The organism is Bacteriovorax sp. HI3 (assembly GCF_059738875.1).
The window spans coordinates 892,046-913,892 of record NZ_AP026946.1; the positions used below are offsets into that span (position 1 = coordinate 892,046).

The 21,847-nt window shown below is 40.6% G+C and carries 22 protein-coding genes; 12 read left to right on the plus strand and 10 right to left on the minus strand.

Translation table 11 applies throughout. The annotated features are described in order from the left end of the window. The first annotated feature begins 9 nt into the window (after window positions 1–9). Genes kdpC through AC6JA8_RS04320 form a run of 3 tightly spaced genes read left to right on the plus strand, consistent with a single transcriptional unit; the run spans window position 10 to window position 3,912 of the window. A complete protein-coding gene (gene kdpC / locus AC6JA8_RS04310; RefSeq protein ID WP_497975918.1) occupies window positions 10–549 on the plus strand; it encodes a potassium-transporting ATPase subunit KdpC in 540 nt (179 codons plus the stop codon). Then, window positions 539–3,229 (plus strand): ATP-binding protein, encoded by a 2,691-nt coding sequence (locus AC6JA8_RS04315; protein ID WP_497975919.1) that lies wholly within the window; start codon window positions 539–541, stop codon window positions 3,227–3,229. Before kdpC ends, AC6JA8_RS04315 begins: the two co-directional genes overlap by 11 nt. Next, window positions 3,226–3,912, plus strand: coding sequence for a response regulator (locus AC6JA8_RS04320; RefSeq protein ID WP_497975920.1), 687 nt, complete (start codon window positions 3,226–3,228; stop codon window positions 3,910–3,912). The genes AC6JA8_RS04315 and AC6JA8_RS04320 overlap by 4 nt, the downstream gene beginning before the upstream one ends. Window positions 3,913–3,915: 3 nt before the next feature. Here AC6JA8_RS04320 and AC6JA8_RS04325 read toward each other — a convergent pair whose 3' ends face one another. From AC6JA8_RS04325 to pal, 4 genes are read right to left on the minus strand one after another with little or no spacing between them, the layout of a single operon-like run. Next, the gene (locus AC6JA8_RS04325) at window positions 3,916–5,502 is read right to left on the minus strand and encodes a multiheme c-type cytochrome (protein WP_497975921.1); all 1,587 of its coding nucleotides are present in this window, start codon (window positions 5,500–5,502) and stop codon (window positions 3,916–3,918) included. A gap of 18 nt (window positions 5,503–5,520) precedes the next feature. Further along, the gene (locus AC6JA8_RS04330; protein WP_497975922.1) at window positions 5,521–6,336 is read right to left on the minus strand and encodes a tetratricopeptide repeat protein; all 816 of its coding nucleotides are present in this window, start codon (window positions 6,334–6,336) and stop codon (window positions 5,521–5,523) included. A 45-nt stretch (window positions 6,337–6,381) separates the two neighbouring features. Continuing rightward, window positions 6,382–6,684, minus strand: coding sequence for a DUF4398 domain-containing protein (locus tag AC6JA8_RS04335; RefSeq protein WP_497975923.1), 303 nt, complete (start codon window positions 6,682–6,684; stop codon window positions 6,382–6,384). Between the two features lie 10 nt (window positions 6,685–6,694). Beyond that, the gene (gene pal / locus AC6JA8_RS04340; protein ID WP_133566706.1) at window positions 6,695–7,216 is read right to left on the minus strand and encodes a peptidoglycan-associated lipoprotein Pal; all 522 of its coding nucleotides are present in this window, start codon (window positions 7,214–7,216) and stop codon (window positions 6,695–6,697) included. Between the two features lie 100 nt (window positions 7,217–7,316). Here pal and AC6JA8_RS04345 point away from each other — a divergent pair, with 100 nt between their 5' ends. Beyond that, entirely contained in the window at window positions 7,317–10,169 is a 2,853-nt protein-coding gene (locus AC6JA8_RS04345) for a hypothetical protein (protein ID WP_497975924.1), read from the plus strand. A 17-nt stretch (window positions 10,170–10,186) separates the two neighbouring features. Here AC6JA8_RS04345 and AC6JA8_RS04350 read toward each other — a convergent pair whose 3' ends face one another. Further along, window positions 10,187–10,537, minus strand: a complete 351-nt coding sequence (locus AC6JA8_RS04350; protein ID WP_102242597.1) for a DUF1232 domain-containing protein — start codon at window positions 10,535–10,537, stop codon at window positions 10,187–10,189. A 194-nt stretch (window positions 10,538–10,731) separates the two neighbouring features. Here AC6JA8_RS04350 and AC6JA8_RS04355 point away from each other — a divergent pair, with 194 nt between their 5' ends. From AC6JA8_RS04355 to AC6JA8_RS04365, 3 genes are read left to right on the plus strand one after another with little or no spacing between them, the layout of a single operon-like run. Next, entirely contained in the window at window positions 10,732–11,580 is an 849-nt protein-coding gene (locus AC6JA8_RS04355; protein ID WP_497975925.1) for a hypothetical protein, read from the plus strand. Between the two features lie 5 nt (window positions 11,581–11,585). Further along, entirely contained in the window at window positions 11,586–12,389 is an 804-nt protein-coding gene (locus tag AC6JA8_RS04360) for a DNA/RNA non-specific endonuclease (protein WP_497975926.1), read from the plus strand. A gap of 6 nt (window positions 12,390–12,395) precedes the next feature. Continuing rightward, the gene (locus AC6JA8_RS04365; protein ID WP_497975927.1) at window positions 12,396–12,821 is read left to right on the plus strand and encodes a hypothetical protein; all 426 of its coding nucleotides are present in this window, start codon (window positions 12,396–12,398) and stop codon (window positions 12,819–12,821) included. A gap of 51 nt (window positions 12,822–12,872) precedes the next feature. On the opposite strand, the gene AC6JA8_RS04370 is transcribed toward AC6JA8_RS04365, so the two are convergent. From AC6JA8_RS04370 to AC6JA8_RS04380, 3 genes are all read right to left on the minus strand, one after another. Next, window positions 12,873–13,655 carry a S1 family peptidase gene (locus tag AC6JA8_RS04370; protein ID WP_497975928.1) on the minus strand — a complete coding sequence of 261 codons (783 nt, stop codon included), beginning with the start codon at window positions 13,653–13,655 and terminating at the stop codon, window positions 12,873–12,875. Window positions 13,656–13,795: 140 nt separating this feature from the next. Next, the gene (locus AC6JA8_RS04375; protein WP_497975929.1) at window positions 13,796–14,221 is read right to left on the minus strand and encodes a hypothetical protein; all 426 of its coding nucleotides are present in this window, start codon (window positions 14,219–14,221) and stop codon (window positions 13,796–13,798) included. A gap of 100 nt (window positions 14,222–14,321) precedes the next feature. Beyond that, window positions 14,322–15,050, minus strand: coding sequence for an SDR family oxidoreductase (locus AC6JA8_RS04380; RefSeq protein WP_497975930.1), 729 nt, complete (start codon window positions 15,048–15,050; stop codon window positions 14,322–14,324). A gap of 108 nt (window positions 15,051–15,158) precedes the next feature. Here AC6JA8_RS04380 and AC6JA8_RS04385 point away from each other — a divergent pair, with 108 nt between their 5' ends. Then, on the plus strand, window positions 15,159–16,004 hold the full coding sequence (locus AC6JA8_RS04385) for a restriction endonuclease (protein ID WP_497975931.1): 846 nt from the start codon (window positions 15,159–15,161) through the stop codon (window positions 16,002–16,004). Window positions 16,005–16,012: 8 nt separating this feature from the next. Then, window positions 16,013–17,326, plus strand: a complete 1,314-nt coding sequence (locus tag AC6JA8_RS04390; RefSeq protein WP_497975932.1) for an MBL fold metallo-hydrolase — start codon at window positions 16,013–16,015, stop codon at window positions 17,324–17,326. Here the strand turns inward: AC6JA8_RS04390 and AC6JA8_RS04395 are convergent. After that, the gene (locus tag AC6JA8_RS04395) at window positions 17,318–19,132 is read right to left on the minus strand and encodes a M3 family oligoendopeptidase (RefSeq protein ID WP_497975933.1); all 1,815 of its coding nucleotides are present in this window, start codon (window positions 19,130–19,132) and stop codon (window positions 17,318–17,320) included. The genes AC6JA8_RS04390 and AC6JA8_RS04395 overlap by 9 nt on opposite strands. 157 nt (window positions 19,133–19,289) lie before the next feature. Here AC6JA8_RS04395 and AC6JA8_RS04400 point away from each other — a divergent pair, with 157 nt between their 5' ends. From AC6JA8_RS04400 to AC6JA8_RS04410, 3 genes are read left to right on the plus strand one after another with little or no spacing between them, the layout of a single operon-like run. Then, window positions 19,290–19,871, plus strand: a complete 582-nt coding sequence (locus AC6JA8_RS04400) for a GNAT family N-acetyltransferase (RefSeq protein ID WP_497975934.1) — start codon at window positions 19,290–19,292, stop codon at window positions 19,869–19,871. A gap of 2 nt (window positions 19,872–19,873) precedes the next feature. Then, entirely contained in the window at window positions 19,874–20,551 is a 678-nt protein-coding gene (locus tag AC6JA8_RS04405; protein ID WP_497975935.1) for a hypothetical protein, read from the plus strand. A gap of 12 nt (window positions 20,552–20,563) precedes the next feature. Further along, the gene (locus AC6JA8_RS04410; protein WP_497975936.1) at window positions 20,564–21,337 is read left to right on the plus strand and encodes a hypothetical protein; all 774 of its coding nucleotides are present in this window, start codon (window positions 20,564–20,566) and stop codon (window positions 21,335–21,337) included. On the opposite strand, the gene AC6JA8_RS04415 is transcribed toward AC6JA8_RS04410, so the two are convergent. Next, window positions 21,334–21,843 carry a helix-turn-helix transcriptional regulator gene (locus AC6JA8_RS04415; RefSeq protein ID WP_497975937.1) on the minus strand — a complete coding sequence of 170 codons (510 nt, stop codon included), beginning with the start codon at window positions 21,841–21,843 and terminating at the stop codon, window positions 21,334–21,336. The two genes, AC6JA8_RS04410 and AC6JA8_RS04415, sit on opposite strands and share 4 nt — an antisense overlap. Between the last annotated feature and the right edge of the window lie 4 nt (window positions 21,844–21,847).

Below are 21,847 nucleotides of genomic sequence, written 5' to 3' on the forward strand. Positions count from 1 at the left end.
GAGGGATGTATGAAATTAATAAGACAATCAATTTTATGTTTTGCAGTTATGACTGTTATCCTCGGTGGAATTTATCCCGCAGTGGTTATGGGAATTGCTCAAACCTTTTTTTATGATAAGGCCAACGGGAGCTTCTTGAGTGTTGACCACAAGAAAGTTGGCTCAGCCTTGATCGCTCAGGAATTTACTCAAGATAAGTTCTTCTGGGCGAGACCCTCGGCCGCAGGTTATAACGGGGCAGCGTCTACTGGTTCTAACTACGCACTTATCAACAAAGACCATCAAAAGGCCGTGGCCGAACGCAAGGCCCTAGGGTTGGACTTCGATCTTCTTACCACTTCAGGAAGTGGGCTTGACCCACACATCACACCTAAGGCCGCTTATCTACAGGTTCCAAGAATTGCCAAGTCCCGCGGTATTGATGAAGACGCTCTTAATCAAATGGTGAAGGATGCGGTTGAAGAAAGACAGTTTGGACTCCTAGGAGAAGAGAGAGTAAATGTGCTATTGTTGAACATGAAATTGGAGAACATCATCGATGAACGATAATGGTGAGCGCCCGAATCCCGAGATGCTCTTAAAAGCGATTAACCGCTTAGAGACATCGACCGTCAGAGGAAAACTTAGAATCTTTCTAGGGATGTGCCCCGGCGTGGGGAAAACCTACGCCATGTTAAAAACCGGGATTGAAAGAGTTAACCGCGGCGATAAAGTTTTTATAGGAATCGTGGAAACCCACGGGCGCATTGAAACGGAAGTGATCACCAACCACATTCAAAAAATCCCCCGTTTAAAAATCGATCATAAAAATACAACCGTAGAAGAGATGGATTTAGAAGAAGTCCTACGACTAAAACCTGACCTGGTTTTAGTCGATGAGCTTGCCCATACCAACATCGCTTCGATGAGACATAAGAAGCGCTACCAGGACATCGAAGAGATTTTAAATCACGGCATCGATGTTTATACGACAGTTAATATCCAGCACATTGAAAGTATCAAGGACTCGGTTTTAAAGATTACTGGTGTCAACGTCAGAGAAACTGTTCCTGATTTCTTTTTTGATCTCGCTGATCAAGTTGAAATTGTCGATCTTTCTCCCGATGAACTGCTTCTTCGTTTAAAAGAAGGAAAAGTCTATCTTGGAGATAGAGCAGAAAGAGCGGCAGAGAATTTTTTTAAGATAGAGCATTTGATAGCTCTTCGCGAGCTGGCCTTAAGATACATTGCTCAGAAAGTAGACCACGAGTTACAAGACCAAATGGTTTTAAAGGGGTTAAGTGGCCCATGGAAAACCAATGAAAAATTGTTGGTGGGTATCAGCCACAGCCCGCATTCAGAGAGACTGATTCGTGCCACCAGAAGAATGGCTTCGCTTATTGATTGCCCATGGTTTGCTCTCTATGTTCAAACAGGGGAGACTTTAACAGAAGCCGATCAAAAACAATTGAGAACGAATATTGATATGGTTCAGGATCTTGGTGGTGAACTTATCACCAGTATGGACACGGATATCCTCAATGCCATTAGAAGAACTTGTCATGATAAACACATCACTCAAATTCTTTTAGGGCGTCCAGATAAGAGATTATTTAAAGATCTTTTCCAGCGCGGAAACCTGCTTGATCGTTTAGTCAATTCAAAGAGTGAAGTGGACATTCACGTTATCAGGTCAGAAAGACTTCCAGTTTACACTGGTCTTTCTTCTAAAATCTTAAAACACCTTCCCAAATTTACCTCTTCGCTTTATAGCTACTATGGAGCAAGCTGGATGATGTTGGGTCTTTCAGTTGTCGGCTACGGAATTTCTCCTTTTATGGGATACCGTTCGATGGGATCGCTCTTTTTAGTAGCGATGCTTTTTTTCTCAACATTTTTAACCAGAGGACCACTGATTTACTGTGCGTTCTTAAGTGCTTTTATCTGGAACTTTTTTTTCATTCCACCGCAGTTTACTTTTAACATCCAGGCCAAAGAAGACATCCTGATGGTTGTCTCGTATTTTATCGCAGCTCTCGTTGGAGGAATGCTCACTTCAAAAATTAAAAAGCAGGAAGAAATCCTGGAGAGAAGAGAAAAGCAGACTCGCTCTCTTTATGAATTCACCAAAGAGCTTTCAGGTCAGGGCGATGAGAAGAAAATCATTTCCTTCTTAAAAGGAACACTGGAAGACCATTTTGGATCAGGGATTAAAATCTTAGTGAGTGACCTCAAAGAAAAAGTCCTGGTGAATAATATCTTATTAAATGAAAAAGATTATTCAGTGGCCCTATGGTCATATCACCATAATAAAAAGGCCGGCTGGTCGACAGATACACTTTCGGCCGCTGATTGTATCAGTATGCCGCTGTCGGGAGAAAACAGCGTTCTAGGGACAGTTCTTTTTTACCCAAGCGATAAGAAGAAACTCTTAAGTATTGATCAGGAAGTTTTAATTGATACGCTGATGAAACAAGCTTCACTTGCCTTAGAAAGAGTGATCTATGGAAAACAAGTTCACGAATTAAGACTGGCAGAAGCTTCTAAAAAACTTCACCAGACTCTTTTAAACTCGGTTTCTCATGAGATGAGAACACCTCTGACGGCACTGATTGGTTCGGCGTCTGCCTTAAAAGAAAAAGTAGTCGGTGAAAATGCAGAAACCAGAGACATCTTAACTTCTGAAATCGTTTCGTCTGCTAAACGTTTAAACCGCGTGGTTGAAAACCTTCTGGATTTAAGCCGCTTGGAAAGAGAAGACCTGGCCTTAAAAAAAGAATGGTTTACCTTTGAAGACTTCTTTCATGAATTAAAATCTCAGGCGCAAAATGACCTGGGCGAAGTGAAGCTAAAAAGTGAAGGAAATTTAAATGGTCTGATTGAAGCGGACTTTACGTTACTTCTGCACTCATTTGCGAATCTTGTGTCAAACTCTGTTCGTTATGCCGGAGCAGAGGCGCAGATGACTTTCGTCGTTAATGACAAAGCGGCCAAAGACCATTTTGAAATCTATTTTTATGACAATGGCCCAGGAATTCATAAAGACTACAAAGAGCAGGTCTTTGAAAAATTCTTCAGGCTTCCAAACTCCAAGGCCGGAGGTCTTGGCCTGGGGCTCGCGATCGTAAAAAGTATTATCGAACTCCATGACGGAAGCATTGAATTGAGTGATACTTATAGTGGCGCTTGTTACAAGATCAAGCTGCCAAAAAAACAGGTGCCTAAAAGTTTAGTGAATCAAGAAATATGAACACCAAAATCCTAGTCGTCGATGACGAGACATCTATCCGCAAGTTCCTCAAGGTTTCTCTTGAGGCCAATCAGTTTGAAGTGGTGGAAGCACACAATGGAAACGAAGCTTTGCAAAAGGTGATTGAGGCCCGCCCTGGATTGGTGATTCTCGATCACGGGCTCCCGGATATGAATGGGATTGAGGTTTTAAAGAAACTCCGTGAGTGGTCGAGTGTGCCGGTGATTTTTCTTACGGTTAGAGATGCCGATGAAGATAAAGTTCAGGCCCTTGATAACGGCGCAGATGACTACCTGACAAAGCCTTTTAGTTTACCGGAACTCATGGCGAGAATCCGCGTGGCCCTTCGCCATTCAAAGACAGAAGAGACCGAACCTGTTCTTGGTTTTGGAAAACTTTCTTTAAATCAGGCGACTCATAAGGTTTCATACGATGGCCATGAGTTAAAACTCACATCGACTGAGTACGACCTGTTAAAACTTCTTTTAAAAAACGGAGAAAAACTCGTTCCTCACCGCATGATCTTAAAAGAGATCTGGGGACCCAACTCTGTTGAGCATAATCATTACCTAAGAGTGTATTTTGGCCAGATTAGAAAGAAACTTGATCAGGCCCAGGCGGGAGCAGGGGAAATTATCGAGAATGAATCTGGAGTGGGATACAGGCTTAAAAACGTACCCTAGGATTTACATCCTAGGGCAGCTGACTTTCTTATAACTTTCTTCGAATTTCGCGTTTACTTTAATTCCACTTTCATACCATTCAGGTGATTGATCTGGGGTGTGGCAACCAAGACATTTATTTTTGATATTGAACTCGCGATCGCTCGAAGCCAGTTTTGGTTCAGTGCGAACCGGGTGAGCGTCGTCTTGCATGTGACAATTTAAACACTGAACATTAGCGAAGTTATTTTTTACACCTGCTTTTTTATCCAGAGCAAACCACTTCACAGAAACTTTTTTGATCTCTTCTGGAGGAAGCTTTCTAACCGTTTCAACATGGGCCCCCATCTTCTGAACTTCGTCCCAGTATGCTTTTAATGGCTTGCCTTTAAACGTCACCATGTTTTTCTGAGTAGTGTATCCCTTAGGATCATTGAGGCCTAGCGAGTGACAACCAATACATGAAAGGTTGTTTGGCTCTTTGGCGTTGATTAAAGTTGTGTAGGCGATTGAATGCGGAGTCTTTTGCCAGAAATCAGTCTGAGGTTTATGGCATTCAATACAGCTGGCCGCAGTTTTAAACTTCTTCACATCTTTGTGGATTTCAGCATTTAAAATTTCACTCATTCCCATCTTGGCCTGCTCTTTAATCTGCAGGTCATTCATTTTTGTTTTGTGGTCATCGATAAATGAACGCATTGGATTTGGAGTGAGTTTTCTTTCTAGTTCATCGCGGATTTCGTGAAGCTCGTAAGTGTCAGTTTGCTTTTTTGAGTTTACATCGATCTTGATATCGCCAATGTAGTGGTTTTTTGAAAGAGTCTGAACGATTTTAACGTTTCCTTCATCCACAGAGTAACGAAGGAAGCTTTGAGAGTGAGCACCTATAATCCAGTCCACAAAAGGGTAGGCCTTAGCTAATTCTTTATCCGGGTCAATACCAGCGTGAGAAAGAATAACTAAACGGTGGTAGTCATTATTTTTTTCATATCCGGCCTTTTTAAGCTCTTCCATAATTCCAGGAAGGGCGTCTGCTGGTTTCATAAAATAATCAGCATGAGGGCCGTTAAAAACTTCAGGATCAACTAATCCCACTAAAAAGATTTTTGATTTGTTTCTTTCGATAACAGCAAACTTTTTGTGTTTGATTAAGTTTTCATCTCTTAGGTTGGCAATTAAGAATTCAAATTTTCTTGTGTTGGCAATTCCCTGAAGAAACGTCAGACCCATCGCAAAGTCCTGGTCTCCGGGAAGATAGTACTTAAGGCCTACTTGCTCTAAACCAAGGGCCAGGTTTTCTCCAGCAAAGGTAAGAGAGTCTTTCATCGTTACTGGAACAACAGATGAAGGGAAAAACGTATCTCCCGTATCAACATAGATAAGCTCACTGTCTTTTGAAATATCAGCAAAAAGCCCGGCAACCTGTGGCAGACCTCCAAGTGGGAAGTTTCGGCAGCCACATGGATGAGTTTCGCCGCTAATGTTGTGAGAGAAAACAATAGAGACTTTCTTTTCTACTGGCGCCTTCACCACCGAGTTCTTATCGACTGTTTCGATAAAGTAAGAACAAGAGGTGAGGGCGAGAAGAGAGAGCAAAAGGTATTTTTTCATGTTTGGTCTCAGTGAAAATTATTTTTTTAGCTTCTGAGCTTCCTGTGCTTCTTTGCTTTTTGGGAAACGTGAGATCAGCTCGTCAAATGTCATGCTGGCCTCGTCTTTTGATTTAAGCTGAGTAAACGTTTTCCCCAAGTTTAAAAGCGCCTGAGGAGCGTAGCTTGAGTCTGGGTTGTCGCTGAAAACTTTTGAGAAGTACACTTTTGCACCTTCATAGTTTTTCTGTCTGTACTCAGTCATTCCTAAGTACAGTGTGGCCCCTTCGCGGTTTTTCTTGCTGGCCTTTTTGTTTTCAGAAACTTCTTTGAAGATTTCTTTTGCCGAGTCGTATTCTTTTGCACGGAATTTTTTCATTCCATTATCAAAAGTGGCCGGAAGATCTTCGTCTTCCATTTCTACGCTATCTGGATTTACCGCTTTTTTTTTTGAAGACGTCTTTTCAACCGGCTTTTCTGCAAGCGCCTTTAATTTCTCAAGAACTTCTTCGATGTATCCGCTTTGATTGTTAACTTTTTCAGTTAAAGCTTTTAAGTATTCAACTTGTTCTTTGTTTGATTTCTCTAGAACATTGATGCGATCGTTAAGGGCCTGGTTGTCTTTAATTGATTGTGAACGAGCGTGGTTAGCTTCTTCAAGTTGGCCTTGAAGTCTTGAAACTTGCTCTTCGATTGATTGAAAACGAGTATTTCCTGAAGCTGCAGCTTTCTTTGTTTGTTGAACTTCTTCGTTTAACGTTTCAACAGTTCTTTCACGACGAATGTCTTCTTGCGTTTTACAAGCTGAAACAAAAATAACTAGAAATGCACAAATGAGAATTTGAGAACGTTTCATGAATCAATACCTCTTCCAATGAGTGTAGATAAATAATAGGGTTACCTATAAATTTTCTAACGTCTTCTTCCTAATAGCAACATATTCTGCACGTTCGGAATATTTTTTGGATAGTAGAGCGTATTGTTGGGCTTTATTAAAGTATTTGCGTTTGTATGAGGATTTGGCCTTTAGATAGTAATACTCGGCTTTTCTATAGAGACCGGGAGCTTTGACATCTGCTTGGGCTTCTTTGGCGGCCATGAAAGCGGTCTGGGCCATGGACATTTCAAGTTTCGGGCGTGTGGTAGCTAGACCACACGCTGAAACTAATAGAACGATAAGAATGAGAGCTAAATTATTTTTCAAAATCTTTTAATTACTTTTCAGTTACTACGAAGTTTGCTCTACGGTTTTTTGACCAAGACTCTTCATCGTGTCCGAAAGATACTGGTTTTTCTTTACCAAGAGAGATGATGCTGATTCTTGAAGAAGCTACACCTTGAGCTACTAGGTAGTCTCTTGTTGCTTTTGCTCTTCTTTCTCCAAGTGCAAGGTTGAATTGAACACTTCCGCGCTCATCACAGTGACCTTCAACTTGAACTCTAACTGATGCGTTTGTTTTAAGGAAATCAGCGTTTGCATTTAGTGTATCGCGAGTAGAACCTTCGATAGCTGAAGAGCTGTATCCAAAGTATACAGTCTTAAGAGCACCAGCACGGTTTGAATCAGAGTCACCGTTTAGTTCTAGAGCTACACCAGAGTTGTTCCCATTGTCGATTTGAGAAGAAGTATCTGTACCATCTACACCGTCAGTAGGTTTAGTTTTTTTGCTCGCACACGATGTAAGAGTTAGAGATGCTGCCAAAAGTGTTAATACAAGTACCGATCTGAATTTCATGAAAAAGCTCCTTAATGTTTAAAAAAATCAAAAGATATTCCAAATAATCTTAAAGACAGATATGATTATGCCAACTTTACTGTATATAAGGAAGAAAAAAATGGTCGGAATTCGCGTTTCTATGTTCGCGCTAATTCTTTTTGTTTGCCTCATTTCTCCAATGGGATTTGCAAAAAGTGTCACTTTAAAAACCATCAATGTCAGCGTTCAATCAGATTACGGAATTCTTCAAGCAGAGATTCACTTTGATGAGAGAGATCTTGATGTTGCGCTTAAAGCGGAAAGAGTGATCAAGACAGACCTGATTAAAGCGATCAACTACTTTCAGTATGTCCCTAGAACTATTGTGCATTTCAACGTAGATCCTTACTTAAGACTGACAAATGGGAATGCGCGCACATTTCCGACTGATATTATCAATCTTTATAAGTTTCCACCCAGCAACAATGAACACCTTATTGTCATGGAAGATTGGCTTACGGGCCTTATCTTTCACGAGTACGTGCACGTCACTCATCTTGATCAGACGAGAGACTTTTTAGAATTAGGCCGAAATATCTTCGGATCAATTGCGAAGTTTCCAGTGATGATCGTACCAAGATGGTTTACTGAGGGGATTGCGGTCTGGGCCGAGTCTCATCTTTCAAAAAATGGTCGATTGAACAATCCTCTTTTTAGAAAAGAATTGTTAATTCAATTCCTGCGCGCTGATTATTGCAAGACGATCGATTGCCTTGATGAGCCAGGTCTTTATCCAAATGGCTCTCTGGCCTATTGGGCCGGCGCTCATTTTATGGAGTATATGGAAGAAAAGAAACCGGGGACAATTAAGTGTCTGGTGGAAGAGAACTCTTCAAAAATTCCTTTTCTTCTCAACCGCGTCTTTAGTATTTGTACGGGACAAAATGCAGAAGATTCATTTGCAGAATTCCGCGAGCGTTTGATTAATTCACAACCACCACAGACGCCGGAAAATGAAGCATGGGGTGATAAAATTAGCAATGCCTTTGGAAGTGATGACCTTCAAAAAGGTATTTACCTCGACGGAAATACACTTTTTAAAGTGGAGCAGTATAGACAAAGTGAAGCACTGGTTAGCTATGACCTGCAAGAAAATGTAAATATGCTGGTTGCTCAATTTTCGTATCCCATCTCAGATATTTCAGGAATGACGACAGTCCCACAAGTAGACAATGAGATCAGCGACAACGGAAAATTTTTAATCGTTGCTTTTAATGAAGACCCTTATTTTAGAGGTGCAAACCCCGTCTGGAAACTGGTGAATACGGAAACTTTGCAGGCCGATTACACTCTTCCTCTAAAAAACGACCCAAGTTATGTTATTGGTCTGGGGAATAACCGCTTTTTAACGGCTAGCTTTGTGAACAACCGCTGGATTATTGAAAGACAAAAAGTTGATATGGCAAAAGGGACAGTGACGGATAGTGATATCCTTCATTATTTCGGAGCAGATGTAAACTTAGCTTTTTTTAAGAAAGTAGGGCAGAAGGTCCTGGTTAAATTAAACCGCAAGGAATTGGGAACAGCACTTTATATAAGTGACCTGACATTAGAGAGTTTATATAAAGTTTACGAGTCAAAAACGTTTTTTGATCTACCAATTCAAAATGAAAATTTCTTTGTTTTAAGAGAACAGGATTCATTAAGACTTTTTGAATTTAATGATGGCCTTAAAAAAGTTTCAGTCAGCGAAATGGGTAAAGACCTGCTTAATCGTGTGACTTCAGCAGAAATCGGCGATGAACGCGTGCTGGTTTTAGAAAACCGCCTAAAAACAAAAGACATGAGTTTGAAAGAGAGCATGGCCTATTTAAAAAGAAATGCCGGCAAAGCTCAAAATGTCGAGATGATCCAGGTTTCTTTTAAGAATGAAGAAGTGCCACTAACGTTGGATCAGGCGAAAGCGGAGTCGTTCCCGAAAGCTTACCACTTCATTCCTCATTACTGGTTTATCGCTTTTGGTTCGAGTGAAAATCTTTCAAGCTATGGGGCCATGACAACTTTTTCTGACCCAATGGATTTAACAATTTTAGACGCCGCAGTTCTAACTTATCCAGAAGAAAGTAAAGTTGGTGGGCATTTCACTCTAAATCACAAGCTTGCACCTGTGAGCGACCTATGGTCATTGAGTGCTTATTTCAACCACGAGTATTCAAAAACAGATTTCAGCTCCAATGTAGATCAGACGACAGAGTGGAGTGTCGGAACACATTACGCTATCTTGATGAAGCGCTGGACGATGGTTCCGGGACTCTTTTTTGGTCAGACCAAAACAGATGACTTCATCTCTGATAGAACAGTTAAAAGTGTGGGGGTAAGTAATGTTTTAAGTTACAACGCTCAGACTTTCGACGATGTTTTCCAAAAACTTATTTTCCAATTGAAGTTTGAAAATAACCAACCTGATATCGGGGATGATTACTACAGCGTGCAATCTCTTTTGAAGCTAGAAGGCCGCTTTTATGAAAGACTTGTCGGTGGAGTAAAATTTTCTTACGGAAAACTTTTTAAAGACGGTTTTAGACAAGGGGTTATCTACGGTGGGGGAGTAAATTCACTCGACACTATTCGTTGGCATGAGTTTTATGGACTTCCATACAACAATGCTTACGGAAACGAGATTTTCACTTTCAGGCTACATTTAGATTACAATTTCTGGTACATCAACAGAGGGTGGGGACTGGTTCCGGTTTTCTTTAAAGAAGCTCACTTACTTTTGGGAAGAGAGTCGCTTTATGCAGACCGTATCATCTTGGAGAAAACTCTTTATAAAGAACAAACGATTCATTCAATGTTTGCGGGAGCGCGTTTGAAAACGAATCTTTTCTACTTTGTCCCGACTGATATCGATGTCATTTATTCCAACATTCAGCGCCCGAATGGTGGCAAGGTGAATCAGGTAGATTTCCTGGTTAATGCTTCTTTCGAATAGATAAAATCACAAGGGACCTAAAACGGGTCCCTTGTATATTTCCACAAATTGTCTTTGATAATTCCCGGAACAAAAAACGACATAAATCTCGCCACTCTTTTTAGACGGGCAAAACTCTTCATCCCCCATGGGTAGTGAGACAGAAGGATACTTTGATCTAAAACACTAAAGAAGTAATCCAGGATGAGTCCGAGAATAATCACGTCATCAATTAATCCAAAAATGGGAATCCAATCAGGGATAATATCGATAGGTGAAAGTAGCAAGGCCACCATTGCCAGCAGGACCTTTTTATCGCGCATTGGGATGCGTTCGTCATTGGCCGTGTCTTTTAGAAAGTTCTTTAGATCAATAAAAAAAGTTTTCATATGGCCTATGATAACACTATCATTGGGGGATGAAATTAATAATTTTTTATCCCATTACCATTGATATTGGTCTGGAAGCTCAGGGCCAAATGAGTTTATTGTCGCAGCACAATTTATCAAGCCCCCTTGGAAACTTTTATGACAGGCCCGATTCTCTCCTTGTTTGAGAGACAAAAAATAAGCTAAGATAAACTATGAAAAAAGCTCAACTACAATCATCTCTCTTTTTTATTGGCCCAATCCTAGCTGTCCTTTTTGGGATGTACACCGTTTATTCAATGGGAATTCCCGCTGAAGTGTTCTACCCAAATGCTATTGCGACAGTTTTAGGTATCCCTTTAGTTTATCTTCTGGCCTCGCGATGGAATGACCGAAGACCATCTCTGGTTCTCCAGTTATCGTTTGTGTCGCTTTTACTTCTGCTTCTTTGTTTCTTTTTCCCAGGGCCAAGTGAAGTCCACCGTTGGATTGTACTAGGGTCATTTAATATCAATGTGTCGATGATCGTGCTTCCGCTTGTTCTTTTTTGTATGCACCAATTGCTTCATGAAAAAAAATACCTTCACGGTGTGATTCTTTTTGCAGCTATCGCTACAGTTCTTGGTTTCCAGCCAGACGCTGGTCAGACAACATGTTTTGTTTTGGCAGGGCTCGTGCTTTTCTTTAGAAATAAAATGAGTGCAAAGATCCGCGCAGCCGCTGTGTTGATTGCTATCGTGACAACAGGACTGGCGTGGAACAGAGTCGATCTTCTTGAGCCGGTTGAATATGTTGAAGACATCTTTACCTTGATGGAGAGCTTAGGACCTCTTGGTTATATTGGAATGGTGGGGATTTCACTTCTGCTGTTTTTCCCTTTTATTTACATGAGTCTTAAGCGTATCGAAACAGTGAGAACTCTTTCTATCGCTTTTATTGTTTACCTATCAGCTGCTTTTATTATCACTGAGTTTGGTCACTATCCACCACCAGTTATGGGAGCAGGAGCGAGTCCAGTTATTGGATGGTTCCTAATGTTGAGTTTTGTTTTTAGACCAGAATAAGTTTTATGAAATTACGTAACGTCTTTTTTCTTTTACTCCTTGCTGGTTGTGCGACAAGACCGACGCAACAACCAGTAGAGACTTCAAAACCAATAACGAAAGTTGTTAAGCCTGTTGAGAAATCAGGGCCTGCTGAGCTTCGCGATTCGATTGTACTTGATCATAAGTTTTTTAAGATTTCGTATAATGTGAAAAGACGCCTGGCAAATTTCGTAAGCTACGAACTCACAGCAGAGCATTTAAAAGCAAAAGAAGCCTCTCGTGAAGACAGGTTTATTCCCGATCCACTTTTAAAACAAAAAAATCTTCCTTTTGTTGTCAGTGCTGAGTACGTCAAAACAGGCTACGACAGAGGTCATATGGCCCCTTCTGCAGACTTTGCCTGGAGTCAGGAAGCTAACGACTTAACTTTTGTTATGTCGAATATGGCGCCTCAAAAACCGAAACTAAACCGCGATGCCTGGAAGAGGCTTGAAGAGCAAGTCAGGAAATGGGCCTGTGGTGAAGAGAAGGTGATAGTTATTACTGGGCCAGTTCTAAAAGAGCATCTAGCGACACTTCCTAGCGGCTTAGAAATTCCAGAGGCCTTCTTTAAAATTATTATCGATGAAACGCCTCCGAAAAAGGCCATCGCTTTTATGTATTATCAAGAAGACAGCGGCGATATGCTCGCAGAGAGAATGATCCCACTTAAAAAGATTGAATCAGCAACTGGTATTGCTTTTAACCGTGAATTCCCTGACCTGAATGGCAAAATCAGAATGCCTGCCAGCACCAGTGAATGGAAAGAAGCAGACTGCAGCAAGTAGGTTTATATGCGTTCACTTCTATTGTCCCTTCTCGCACTTTCAGCTGTAGGATGTTCTTCTACTCCTGTTATGGAAAAAAGTGTTCAGGAAAAATTCATGCGCGATTTCTCCAGCACCAACCTGCAAATTGCCAATCGTTACTACCGAAACTTTCAGCAATATGAAGGATTCTCTCAGACATACTGGGAGACGATCCTGGATCAACTCTCAAGCGATAGTGCTCTAAGTTTAAAAAGAGATATCAGGGCCTTTAATGTAATTAAGGCCAAAGGCTTTGAGAAGGGGACGGTGATCTGTGTTTATTCGGAGTATTTCGAACTCGGCTTCTGCGACAACACGAGATGCGAGGGAACTGAACTTTCTGGGATTAAAAAGGAAGAAGAAATTCCTGAGGCCATGGCGAGAGTGACTGCTTACACTTGTTCAAAATAAAAAGGCCGAAGATTTCTCTTCGGCCCTTTCATTAACTTATTAATTTAGAAATTATCTAGCAGCTGAGATTGTTTCCATGATCCATGGGTGAGCTACAGCTACGTTTCCATAGATTCCGTAGTACTTAGCTCTTGCACATCCTCTTCCCCAGCTTACTACACCAGCAAGAACTGGACGTCCGTCTGTTCCTGTGATTGTTAGTGGTCCACCAGAGTCACCTTGGCAAGAATCTTTTTGTCCTTCAGGGAAACCTGCTGCGATCATCGTTGAATCAACTTGACCATTGTATGAAGTTGGAGCGTTTGCTGTTTCGTTAGATACGATTGGAACATCAACCATTCTTAGAACGTATGAAACACTTCCATTCTCTCTTGTCGCTCCCCATCCTAGAACTGTAGAAACTACACCAGCATCGATTGCCCCAGTTTTAACTAGCTCAGGATCAACCATTCCAATGCTTCTTAGACCAGTTGCTTCGAAGTCGATTGGGTTTTTAAGCTCAAGAAGAGCGAAGTCGTAGCTATACTTGCTAGCGTTGTTTTTTGGGTGAATATAAGATTTCTTCACTTCAAGCTTGATTCTTCCAGATGCGTTTAGATCAACGTTTCCACCTGTGATTGGGCGAGTGAAGATTGACTTACAGTGAGCTGCTGTAAGGATCCATTTTTCATTAATGATTGAACCAGCACATCCACCACCGATAGAAACAATATATCTTGTTTCAGTTTGAGCAGGGTCAACAACTACACCACCAACGATCTTATCTTGAGAGATCGCAGCGTTTGAGAAAAGTACTGTTAGAGATAGAAGAGAGAGATTGAAAATATTTTTCATAAATTACCATCCTTGATAGATAAGATGATAGACCTCATGGACAGATCTGCAATTCATTTGCAGTAATGTAATATTTTGTTAGGGATTTGTTAGGATGAAAGCCGAGTGTGGAGCTCGGCTTTGTGAATTTTGTGAAATAACTATTGATCAATAAATCTACAATTCGAAGTTGTAACAGCAGTCCCTTTAGCATTGATCCACTGAAGCCCGTCTTCTTCACCTTTTTTTCCATGCTTAATTTCAATTTCACCAGTCACTTTCTGACCAGATCTTGCAGGAGCATAGATGCCAACGTGTTTTTTAGAATCGATTGCTTCAGTTTTAAGTGTGCTCGTTAAATCGATATCGCACGTGATTGAACGTGTGAATGGATTCATGAGAACTGCTTCATACTTAGCTTTTGCTTTTTTAGATAATGCTCTTTCGTTAACATCTGTGATTGTCACAGTCACAGCACTCTTTAATTGGTCAGCTTGTTTAGCTGTCATTGGCCCGTCTTCCGGACGCTCATAACCAAAGGCGCTTACTGCAGTTAAAAGGAGAGAAGTTGCGATTAATGTTTTCATAGAACCTCCGGGCGTTTGTTTATAACGCAGGCGCTAGAGTTGCAACCCCTTCGAAGCTAAAATTTATCTTATCGAAGGGGATAACCGCTTGAAAATTAGTTTAACTTTGAAAGAAGATCTGTCGTGAAAGGGCCTCGAGTTCCCTTGGGGAGCGCTCCCAGACTTCATACATCCCTTTTCCAATTTTATCCGGAATGATGTCTTCAATCTCGGCCTCGACGTCATTTAAGAGATTCATCGCCATTTCATCGGGCGCGGTCATCTGCATTGTGCTTCCCTTATTCATGTCCGTATCGATGGCCCCGGGGTTAACGATATGAACGGGAATATTGTATTGGCTTAGTTCAATTCTTGCGGCCTGAGAAATAGAGTAAAGGGCGGCCTTTGAAGCTGAGTAACCGGCAATAAAAGGAAAGTTTGTAAACTTTGCAATTGAAGCGATATTGATCATGCGTGCTTCTTTATTTTTTTTAAGTAGAGGAAGAAAGGCCCTCATCATTTCAATGGTGGCAAAATAATTTATCTCCATGTCCTCTTTAAAATTATTGGAGCTCTCTCCAAATAAACTACCAGGATGAAGAACTCCTGCATTATTGATCAAGATTTGCACATCATAAGCGGCCTTAGCGGCAGCGAGCCTTTGATCTTGATTGGAAATATCAAGTGTCAGAGGGACAATTCTTTCATCTTGAAAGACAGAAAGAGATTTACTGTCTCTAGCGCACGCGTATATTTTTTTGACTTCTTTTTTTAGACACGCTTCGACTAAAGCTTTGCCTATTCCACGATTGGCCCCTGTAATTAAAACTATTTTGTCACGAAATTCCATAATGACCTCCTACTGATAAGAATCATAGTTTTAATCGCTGGTATTTTCTCGCGGTAAGCGGACCTCATCGTTTTACAAGGAGAGTATCTTTGTTATAATTCCTGCAAGATGAAACATACAAATTTAAGACCAAAACCCAAATTTCGAATTATTAAATCAAGCGGAGAGATTGAAAAATTTTCTGAGAAAAAACTTCGAAACTCTCTGAGACGTTCAGGGTTAAAAGAAAAAGACTGTCAGCGCATCTCTAAAAAGGTTTCCAGTAGTGTGCTTGACGGGACGACGTCAAAAGACATCTACCGAAAAGCAATTAAGCTGGTTAAACAACAATCCCCAATAGCGGCGGCCCATTACTCATTAAAGCGTGCTCTTTTAAACTTAGGACCGACTGGTTATGAGTTTGAACACTTTGTCGGGAAATATTTTGAAAACCAGGGCTATCAAACGAGTGTCGGTGTTGTTCTTCAAGGAGGAATCGTCCGCCATGAAGTTGATGTCGTTGCTTCAAAGCCCAACTATAATATTTACACTGAATGCAAATTCCACAATAACGGTGGAAAGAAAAACGATATTAAGGTCGCTCTTTACGTCAAGGCGAGATGGGACGATTTAAAAAATGGACCTGATGGGAAATACCTGCGTGGTTACGCCCTGGCCACTAACACTGTTTTTACCAAAGATGCCATTGCTTATGCCGAAGGTGTGGGGCTTCTTCTTTTAGGAGTGAACGCTCCGGAAGGGGAGACGTTTTTAGATATCATTAAAAAACATAAACTCTATCCCATCACCGCACTCGTGCGTTTAAAAAAAGTTCATTGCAAAGAACTGCTAAGTCGAAAAGTTATCCTGTGCTCAGAGCTTTTAAATGAAGATAAGCTGATGCTCAAAATCGGCATGAGACCTGAAGAGGTGAGCGCTGTTATTAAAGATATCCATACGCTGCTTGGATTATAGGAGACTTTATGAAACTTACTTTTGTCGGCGCTACTGATGAAGTCACTGGTTCAATGACCTTAGTTCAAACCCCAGCTGGGAAAATCCTGATTGACTGTGGGATGCACCAAGGAAGTTTTGAAAGCGTTCAAAAAAATCTCCAGCCACTACCTTTTGATCCAAGAGATATTAAAGCGATTTTTCTCACTCACGCCCATCTTGATCATTCGGGTTCTATTCCACACTTAGTGAAGCTGGGATTTAGAGGTAGCATTTTCTGCACGCGTGCAACGATGAAGCTTGCACTCTTAATTATGGCCGACAGTGCTCACATTATTGAAGAGACAGAAAATCATCCATTAAAAAATTATTACGGCGTCGAAGAAGTAGTGAAGACAACTTCTTTTTTCGTCGTTAAAGAAATGGGATCAACGTTCTCTTTTCTCGATTTAAAAGTAAGCCTGCTCCCGGCTGGACATATTCTGGGAGCGGTTTCGTATCTTTTTGAAGATGAAGACAAAAAACGCGTAGTCTTTTCAGGAGACCTCGGCAGACACGACGATCCACTCAATTCTCCGCCTCCACCATGCCCGAAGGCCGATGTGGTAGTGCTTGAGTCAACATATGGTGGAAAACTGAGAAAAGGTGATCTGCAAAAAGACCTGACTGATTTTTTAAAACTGGTTAAAAGAGAATCAAAGGTTGGGATCATTGCAAGCTTTGCCGTCTCTCGCGCCCAGCTTTTAATCACGCTGATTCACCAATACAATTTTGAAAACCCTGAAAATAAAGTGCGCTTTGTGATCGACGGTCCAATGATGAGCGGAGCTAACCGCATTTACCAACAGTTCACTGAACTCACCGAAATGGCCGATGAGTTACAGAAGGCCTTAGGTGATGTGGAAGTGATCGACAACATCCGCGAGTGGCACTCCATCCAAAAACAAAAAGGTCCAATCGTCATCATTTCTTCAAGCGGAATGATTACCGGAGGAAGAATCTGGCGCTACCTGGAAAATTGGCAGGATGATAAAAACGCAGTTTTATTTTTACCAGGATACCAGGCCGCTAATACTGCCGGAAGAAAACTGAGTGAAGGCGTGCGCGAAGTAAAAAATGAAGAAGGAAAGACGATTCGCTGGTCGGGAAGTGTGATTTCATCTCAGGCCTTCTCATCTCACGCTGATCAAGATGAACTCATTGAGTGGATTAGTGATTTGGATAAAACAACTCACATTTACCTAAATCACGGTGACCCTGATGCCAAGATCGCCTTGAGAAAGAAACTTAAGAGTTTAGGATTTGAGAAATGTGATATAGCTCATGCCGAAGGCCTAGAGTGATTTATACTTCTCAAACGACTGCTCAGCAATCGCGATAGACCTTAACCAGAAATCACTTTTTGAAATATCTTCGTTAAAGTGTTTTTTTACCAGGTTTTCTGCTGTCATTCGACCTGTATCTTTTAGAAGCTCTACATAACGAGAGTGGAAGTCTTTTCCAAGAGCTTCTCTTTTTGAGTAAATCCCCAAGCTAAAGAGGTATCCAAAAAGGTAAGGGTAGTTATAGAAGCTTCTTTCTGACATAGAGAAGTGAAGCTTACTTGCCCAGAACATCTCATCGTACTCTGACAAAGTATCGCCATACCAAATTTTCTGGCTTTCGCTCATGATGTTTTTTGTCTCTTCAACAGTGACATTTTTCTCCAGCCTTTTTTCAACAAAGCGCTTTTCAAATTCGTAGCGCGCCGGAATGTTGATCATCAGGCTTTGAACAGATTGGATCTCCTGCCATAGAATCGCTTTTAATTCATCTTTTGATTCAGATGTCTTTAAGAGGTAATCGCGCACAACTGTTTCAGCAAAAATAGAGGCCGTTTCGGCCAATGTCATAGGATATGAACATTCACTCACTGGTAAGTCTTTCATAACCCAGTTGTGATAAGCGTGGCCGATTTCGTGGGCCAGGGTAATGACGTTTTTCATACTTCCATCGTAAGTCATAAAAACGCGTGTCTCTCTCACTTTTGCGTATCCAGTACAGTAAGCGCCTTGAGCGCGGTTTTCAGAAGGAGCACAATCAATCCATTTCTTATCGGCCATCATTTGGGCAAAGTCCGCCATCTCTGGGCTCACTTCACTAAAAGCAGCTTTGATAATTTCAATCGCCTTTGGAAAATTAATCTTACTTGCCGTCGTTTTTGCCGGATATGGCGCCATTAAATCCCAAGGACCAAGTTGCTTTACATTGAGATCGCGGGCCATCGTTTTTAAAACATCTTGTCCAAATGATCTTTTTTCGAAAGTCGTATTCATTAAAGTATCAAGTGTTGTTCTCGTGATATTGGCCGCATGACAAGTTTGATCAAGGTAGTGTAGCTTCTTTTTAGTTGATCTCACTTTGTAGTTTTCATTTCTCCAGCCGTTAATTGAGTTTAAAATCGCGCACGCGCTGATTTCTTGTCCTCGCCAGCCTTCGTTGATGGCACGGTAAGCTTTCTCTCTTTTTGTTCTATCAGGGTGAGAGTAAAGGTTGTTGGCACTTGAAAGCGCCATTGTTTCACCATCGACGTTCACTTTAAGTGCACCAGAAATTTCGTTATAGAGTTTTCCCCAGGCAGAAAGACCATCAAGCCCAAAACCCGTTAGAAGAACTTCTTCGTTTGTGCTTAGGAGGTGATCGTTTTGCTCGCGTTGTCTTCCAAGAGTGAAGTGCAGCTCTTTTGTTCTTTTATCATCAAGAAAGAGCGCTAAGAAATCAGTAGGCGAGCGCTGAACACAAATTGAAATGGGCTTAAAGGCCTTTAGGTAATTCGTCCAAAGCTTTTGTCCTCTTGCCTGGAGATTCTTTGCTTCTTTGTTTTGTGTATTCACCGACAAGGCCGTCATTGAGTAGACCATAACCTGATAGTAGATGACCGTTGTTTCAAGGTAGCGGTGGTAGAGCTCAATTGTGAGTTCTAAGTTTTTATAAAGATCAGCGGTCTCGTTATTTTCCAGTTGATTGATGAGGTTTTTAAAAAGTGCTTCTTTTGATTCGAAAATCGCCGTTGTTTCGACAACCAGAGCGAGGTCTTTTTCAATTTGAGGGTCGTTGAAATCTTTGTAGATGTTTGTGTTGTCCCAAGAAATTGTCTGTAAATCGTTCATTTTTACCTCGGCGAAGATGAATTAGGGGCAAATCATAGCATAAAGTTCGGTTAATGCGCCTTTAAATTGACTCGTTTGTGTAACTTAAATTTTTCTCTTTTCATTTGCATGATTCCTATTAGAATTTAGCAAATAAACTAATCAACAGAGGCGTAAAGTGTCAAAGAAAAAACTCACAGTTTCTGAGTTGGCTGACCAAAAGCGAAATCAGCATTTTCCAATTAAGTTCAAAGACTACAAAGTTGAAGTCGCTGAAAGAGATGTTTTTTATAAAGAGCAGACGAAGATTTTCAAAAAAGTCTTTCCTCCTACAGGTGTTGGGTTTGTACCTAATAAAAAAGAAGATAAGGCGCTTGATCCTTGTTACCTGGAATATCGAAAAATTCACTCTGAAAGATTCCTTATTACTCACAAAGGAAAAGTCATCGGATGGATGCAAGGTGAGATGGAAGATTTCGAAACGTTTTATATGAGAAATACAGGTATCTTACCTGCTCATCAAGATAAAGGAATTTATAAGAAATTTTTAAAAGAGTTTGAAAATTATATTTTCGGATTGGGGTATGCCAGAATTTCTTCTCAACATGCGCCTACTAACGCAAGAATCATCTCACTAAAATTAAAAGCAAAGTACGTTATTGTTGGCAGTGAAACTCATGAGCGCTGGGGAAAGTTAGTAAAGCTGGTGAAGTTTAAGAGTCAAGATCGTTATGATTACTATTTTAAGAAGGTGGATTGATTATGGACGAAGTTTCAGAGAGAGAAAAGGCATTAGCTAGTGAGATTAGGAAAGTTTATAATTCGGGGAATGCTAAAAAAGCAGTTGAGATGTCCATTAATTTTTTGAAAGAATTTCCAGAAAGTCTAACGGCCCGTTATCTCTACTCGGTTATGCATGGAGACTATTCTGCTGAGTTAGGACTCACTCAGGAAGAGTCGAAGAGGTGCCGAGAAATTGCAAACAATGGTTTTCAGACTTTAATTAATGACCCTGACTTTAAAAAATGGTCGTGGCATTTTCAATTTGGAGTCCGGAATGAATACTATTGGTTTTTTGAGTTACATCAAGAGCAATATGATCTTGGCATAGAGACAATCGCAACCAGTGAAGATGGTCATTATAGTGCTTGCGTCGGTGCTTCGATGTTAGCACTTAAATTCTTAAAGGAGAGAAATATCCCACTAGCTGAAGAGTGGGCGAATAAATCTTTTTTTCATTTTGAGAAATACGAAAAATATATGCCTGATTGGTACAATATTAATTACTTTAGCTCTCAGTCCCTGGCCTGTTTAGGAAAGTATGAAGAGGCATTGCTTTGTTATAAAGACATGTACCGCAAACAGAAATCTCAAGTGAACGAAGCTGAGGTGGCAGAGTTTGTGGCTAAAATGGAAGAGTGGAAAAATTATAGGAAATAAAGAGAGCATATAATGTTTAAAAATATCTATCTTGATCATAGCTATAATTGCGATCAAAATTTTAAATTTTTTAAGAAACTAGGAAAGCTGGGGTTTGTTCTTGAGAAGACAATGATGGAGCACCCTGGAAAGGCCTATTGTAAGTTTATTATGTTAAGTGGCTCTAAAAAGAGTCAAGGGTATTACTTGGAATTCATTTCTTTTGGGAAAGGTGCACCTGCTATTGAAAGAGAAGCTGGACTATCTTTTGGATACCATGAAAATTTAGAAAAACTATTTAATAAAATTAAAAGTAAACTTTCTGCAAAATTCGTCCATAAAAATTATGATTGGAAAAACAATTCTGTAGACCGTCTGCCTGGCTGGAATATGTTAACTTTTAAAAAGAGGCCGATTCAAAATACCTTCACATGGTTTACAGAGTATGAGCCAGTCAAAAGAAAGAAAAAAATTGAAAAAATCCTAAAACATAAAAACACAGTTGAAGGTCTTCACGGTATTGTTTTATCTTTAACTCCTAAATCGAAGAAGAATCTTGAAATTATTCTAGGCAAGAAAATTAAGGATAAAGTTGAATTAAATGATGGGACCTTTATTTACCTAGAGAAAGGAAAAAGTGATCGGTATAAATCTATTATCCTTAATGCTCAAAGTTTAAAGAAAGTGAAGAAGGTTGTTGGACGCTCTGGAAAAAGCGAGATGTTTTTTGATCACGAAGTAGTGAGAATTGATCCACCACTTTATGAGAAGTCGCTTTCATGGAACCTTCTGATTAGAGAATCTTAATCTTGCGGCACCAGCAAATCTTCCAGAAAAAACGCCGAAAGCTCAGACCTGCTGGAAAGCCCCGCCTTCGCATAAATGGCCATCGATTGAACTCGTGCCGTTTTTTCAGTTGTATTTCTCACACTCGCAATTTCTTTTAGACTCAAGCCTTTGAGCAATAGGAAAGCGACTTCTTTTTCCGCTTCAGTGAGCTCCCATTTTCTTAACTGCTCATCAATGGCCAGAGATAATCCTTCCAGGTATTTTCTTGATTCAGCTCTCCATTTTTCTGCTTGCTCGCGGTAAGCAGAAAATTTCTGACTAGTTTCAATTAGGCTTTTTTTGGTTTGAAATGAATCCCTTAAAATATAAAAAATCCCAATTAAAGAAATAAGCCCAACACTTCCTTCCATTAAAAGATGCCAAATCACTACACCTTCTTTAGAGTCACTGATTATGTCCATTGAGACGAGCAGAAGAACCGCACTTAAGATGCTCACTAGTACCCATTTTTCTTTATGGCTCACAACC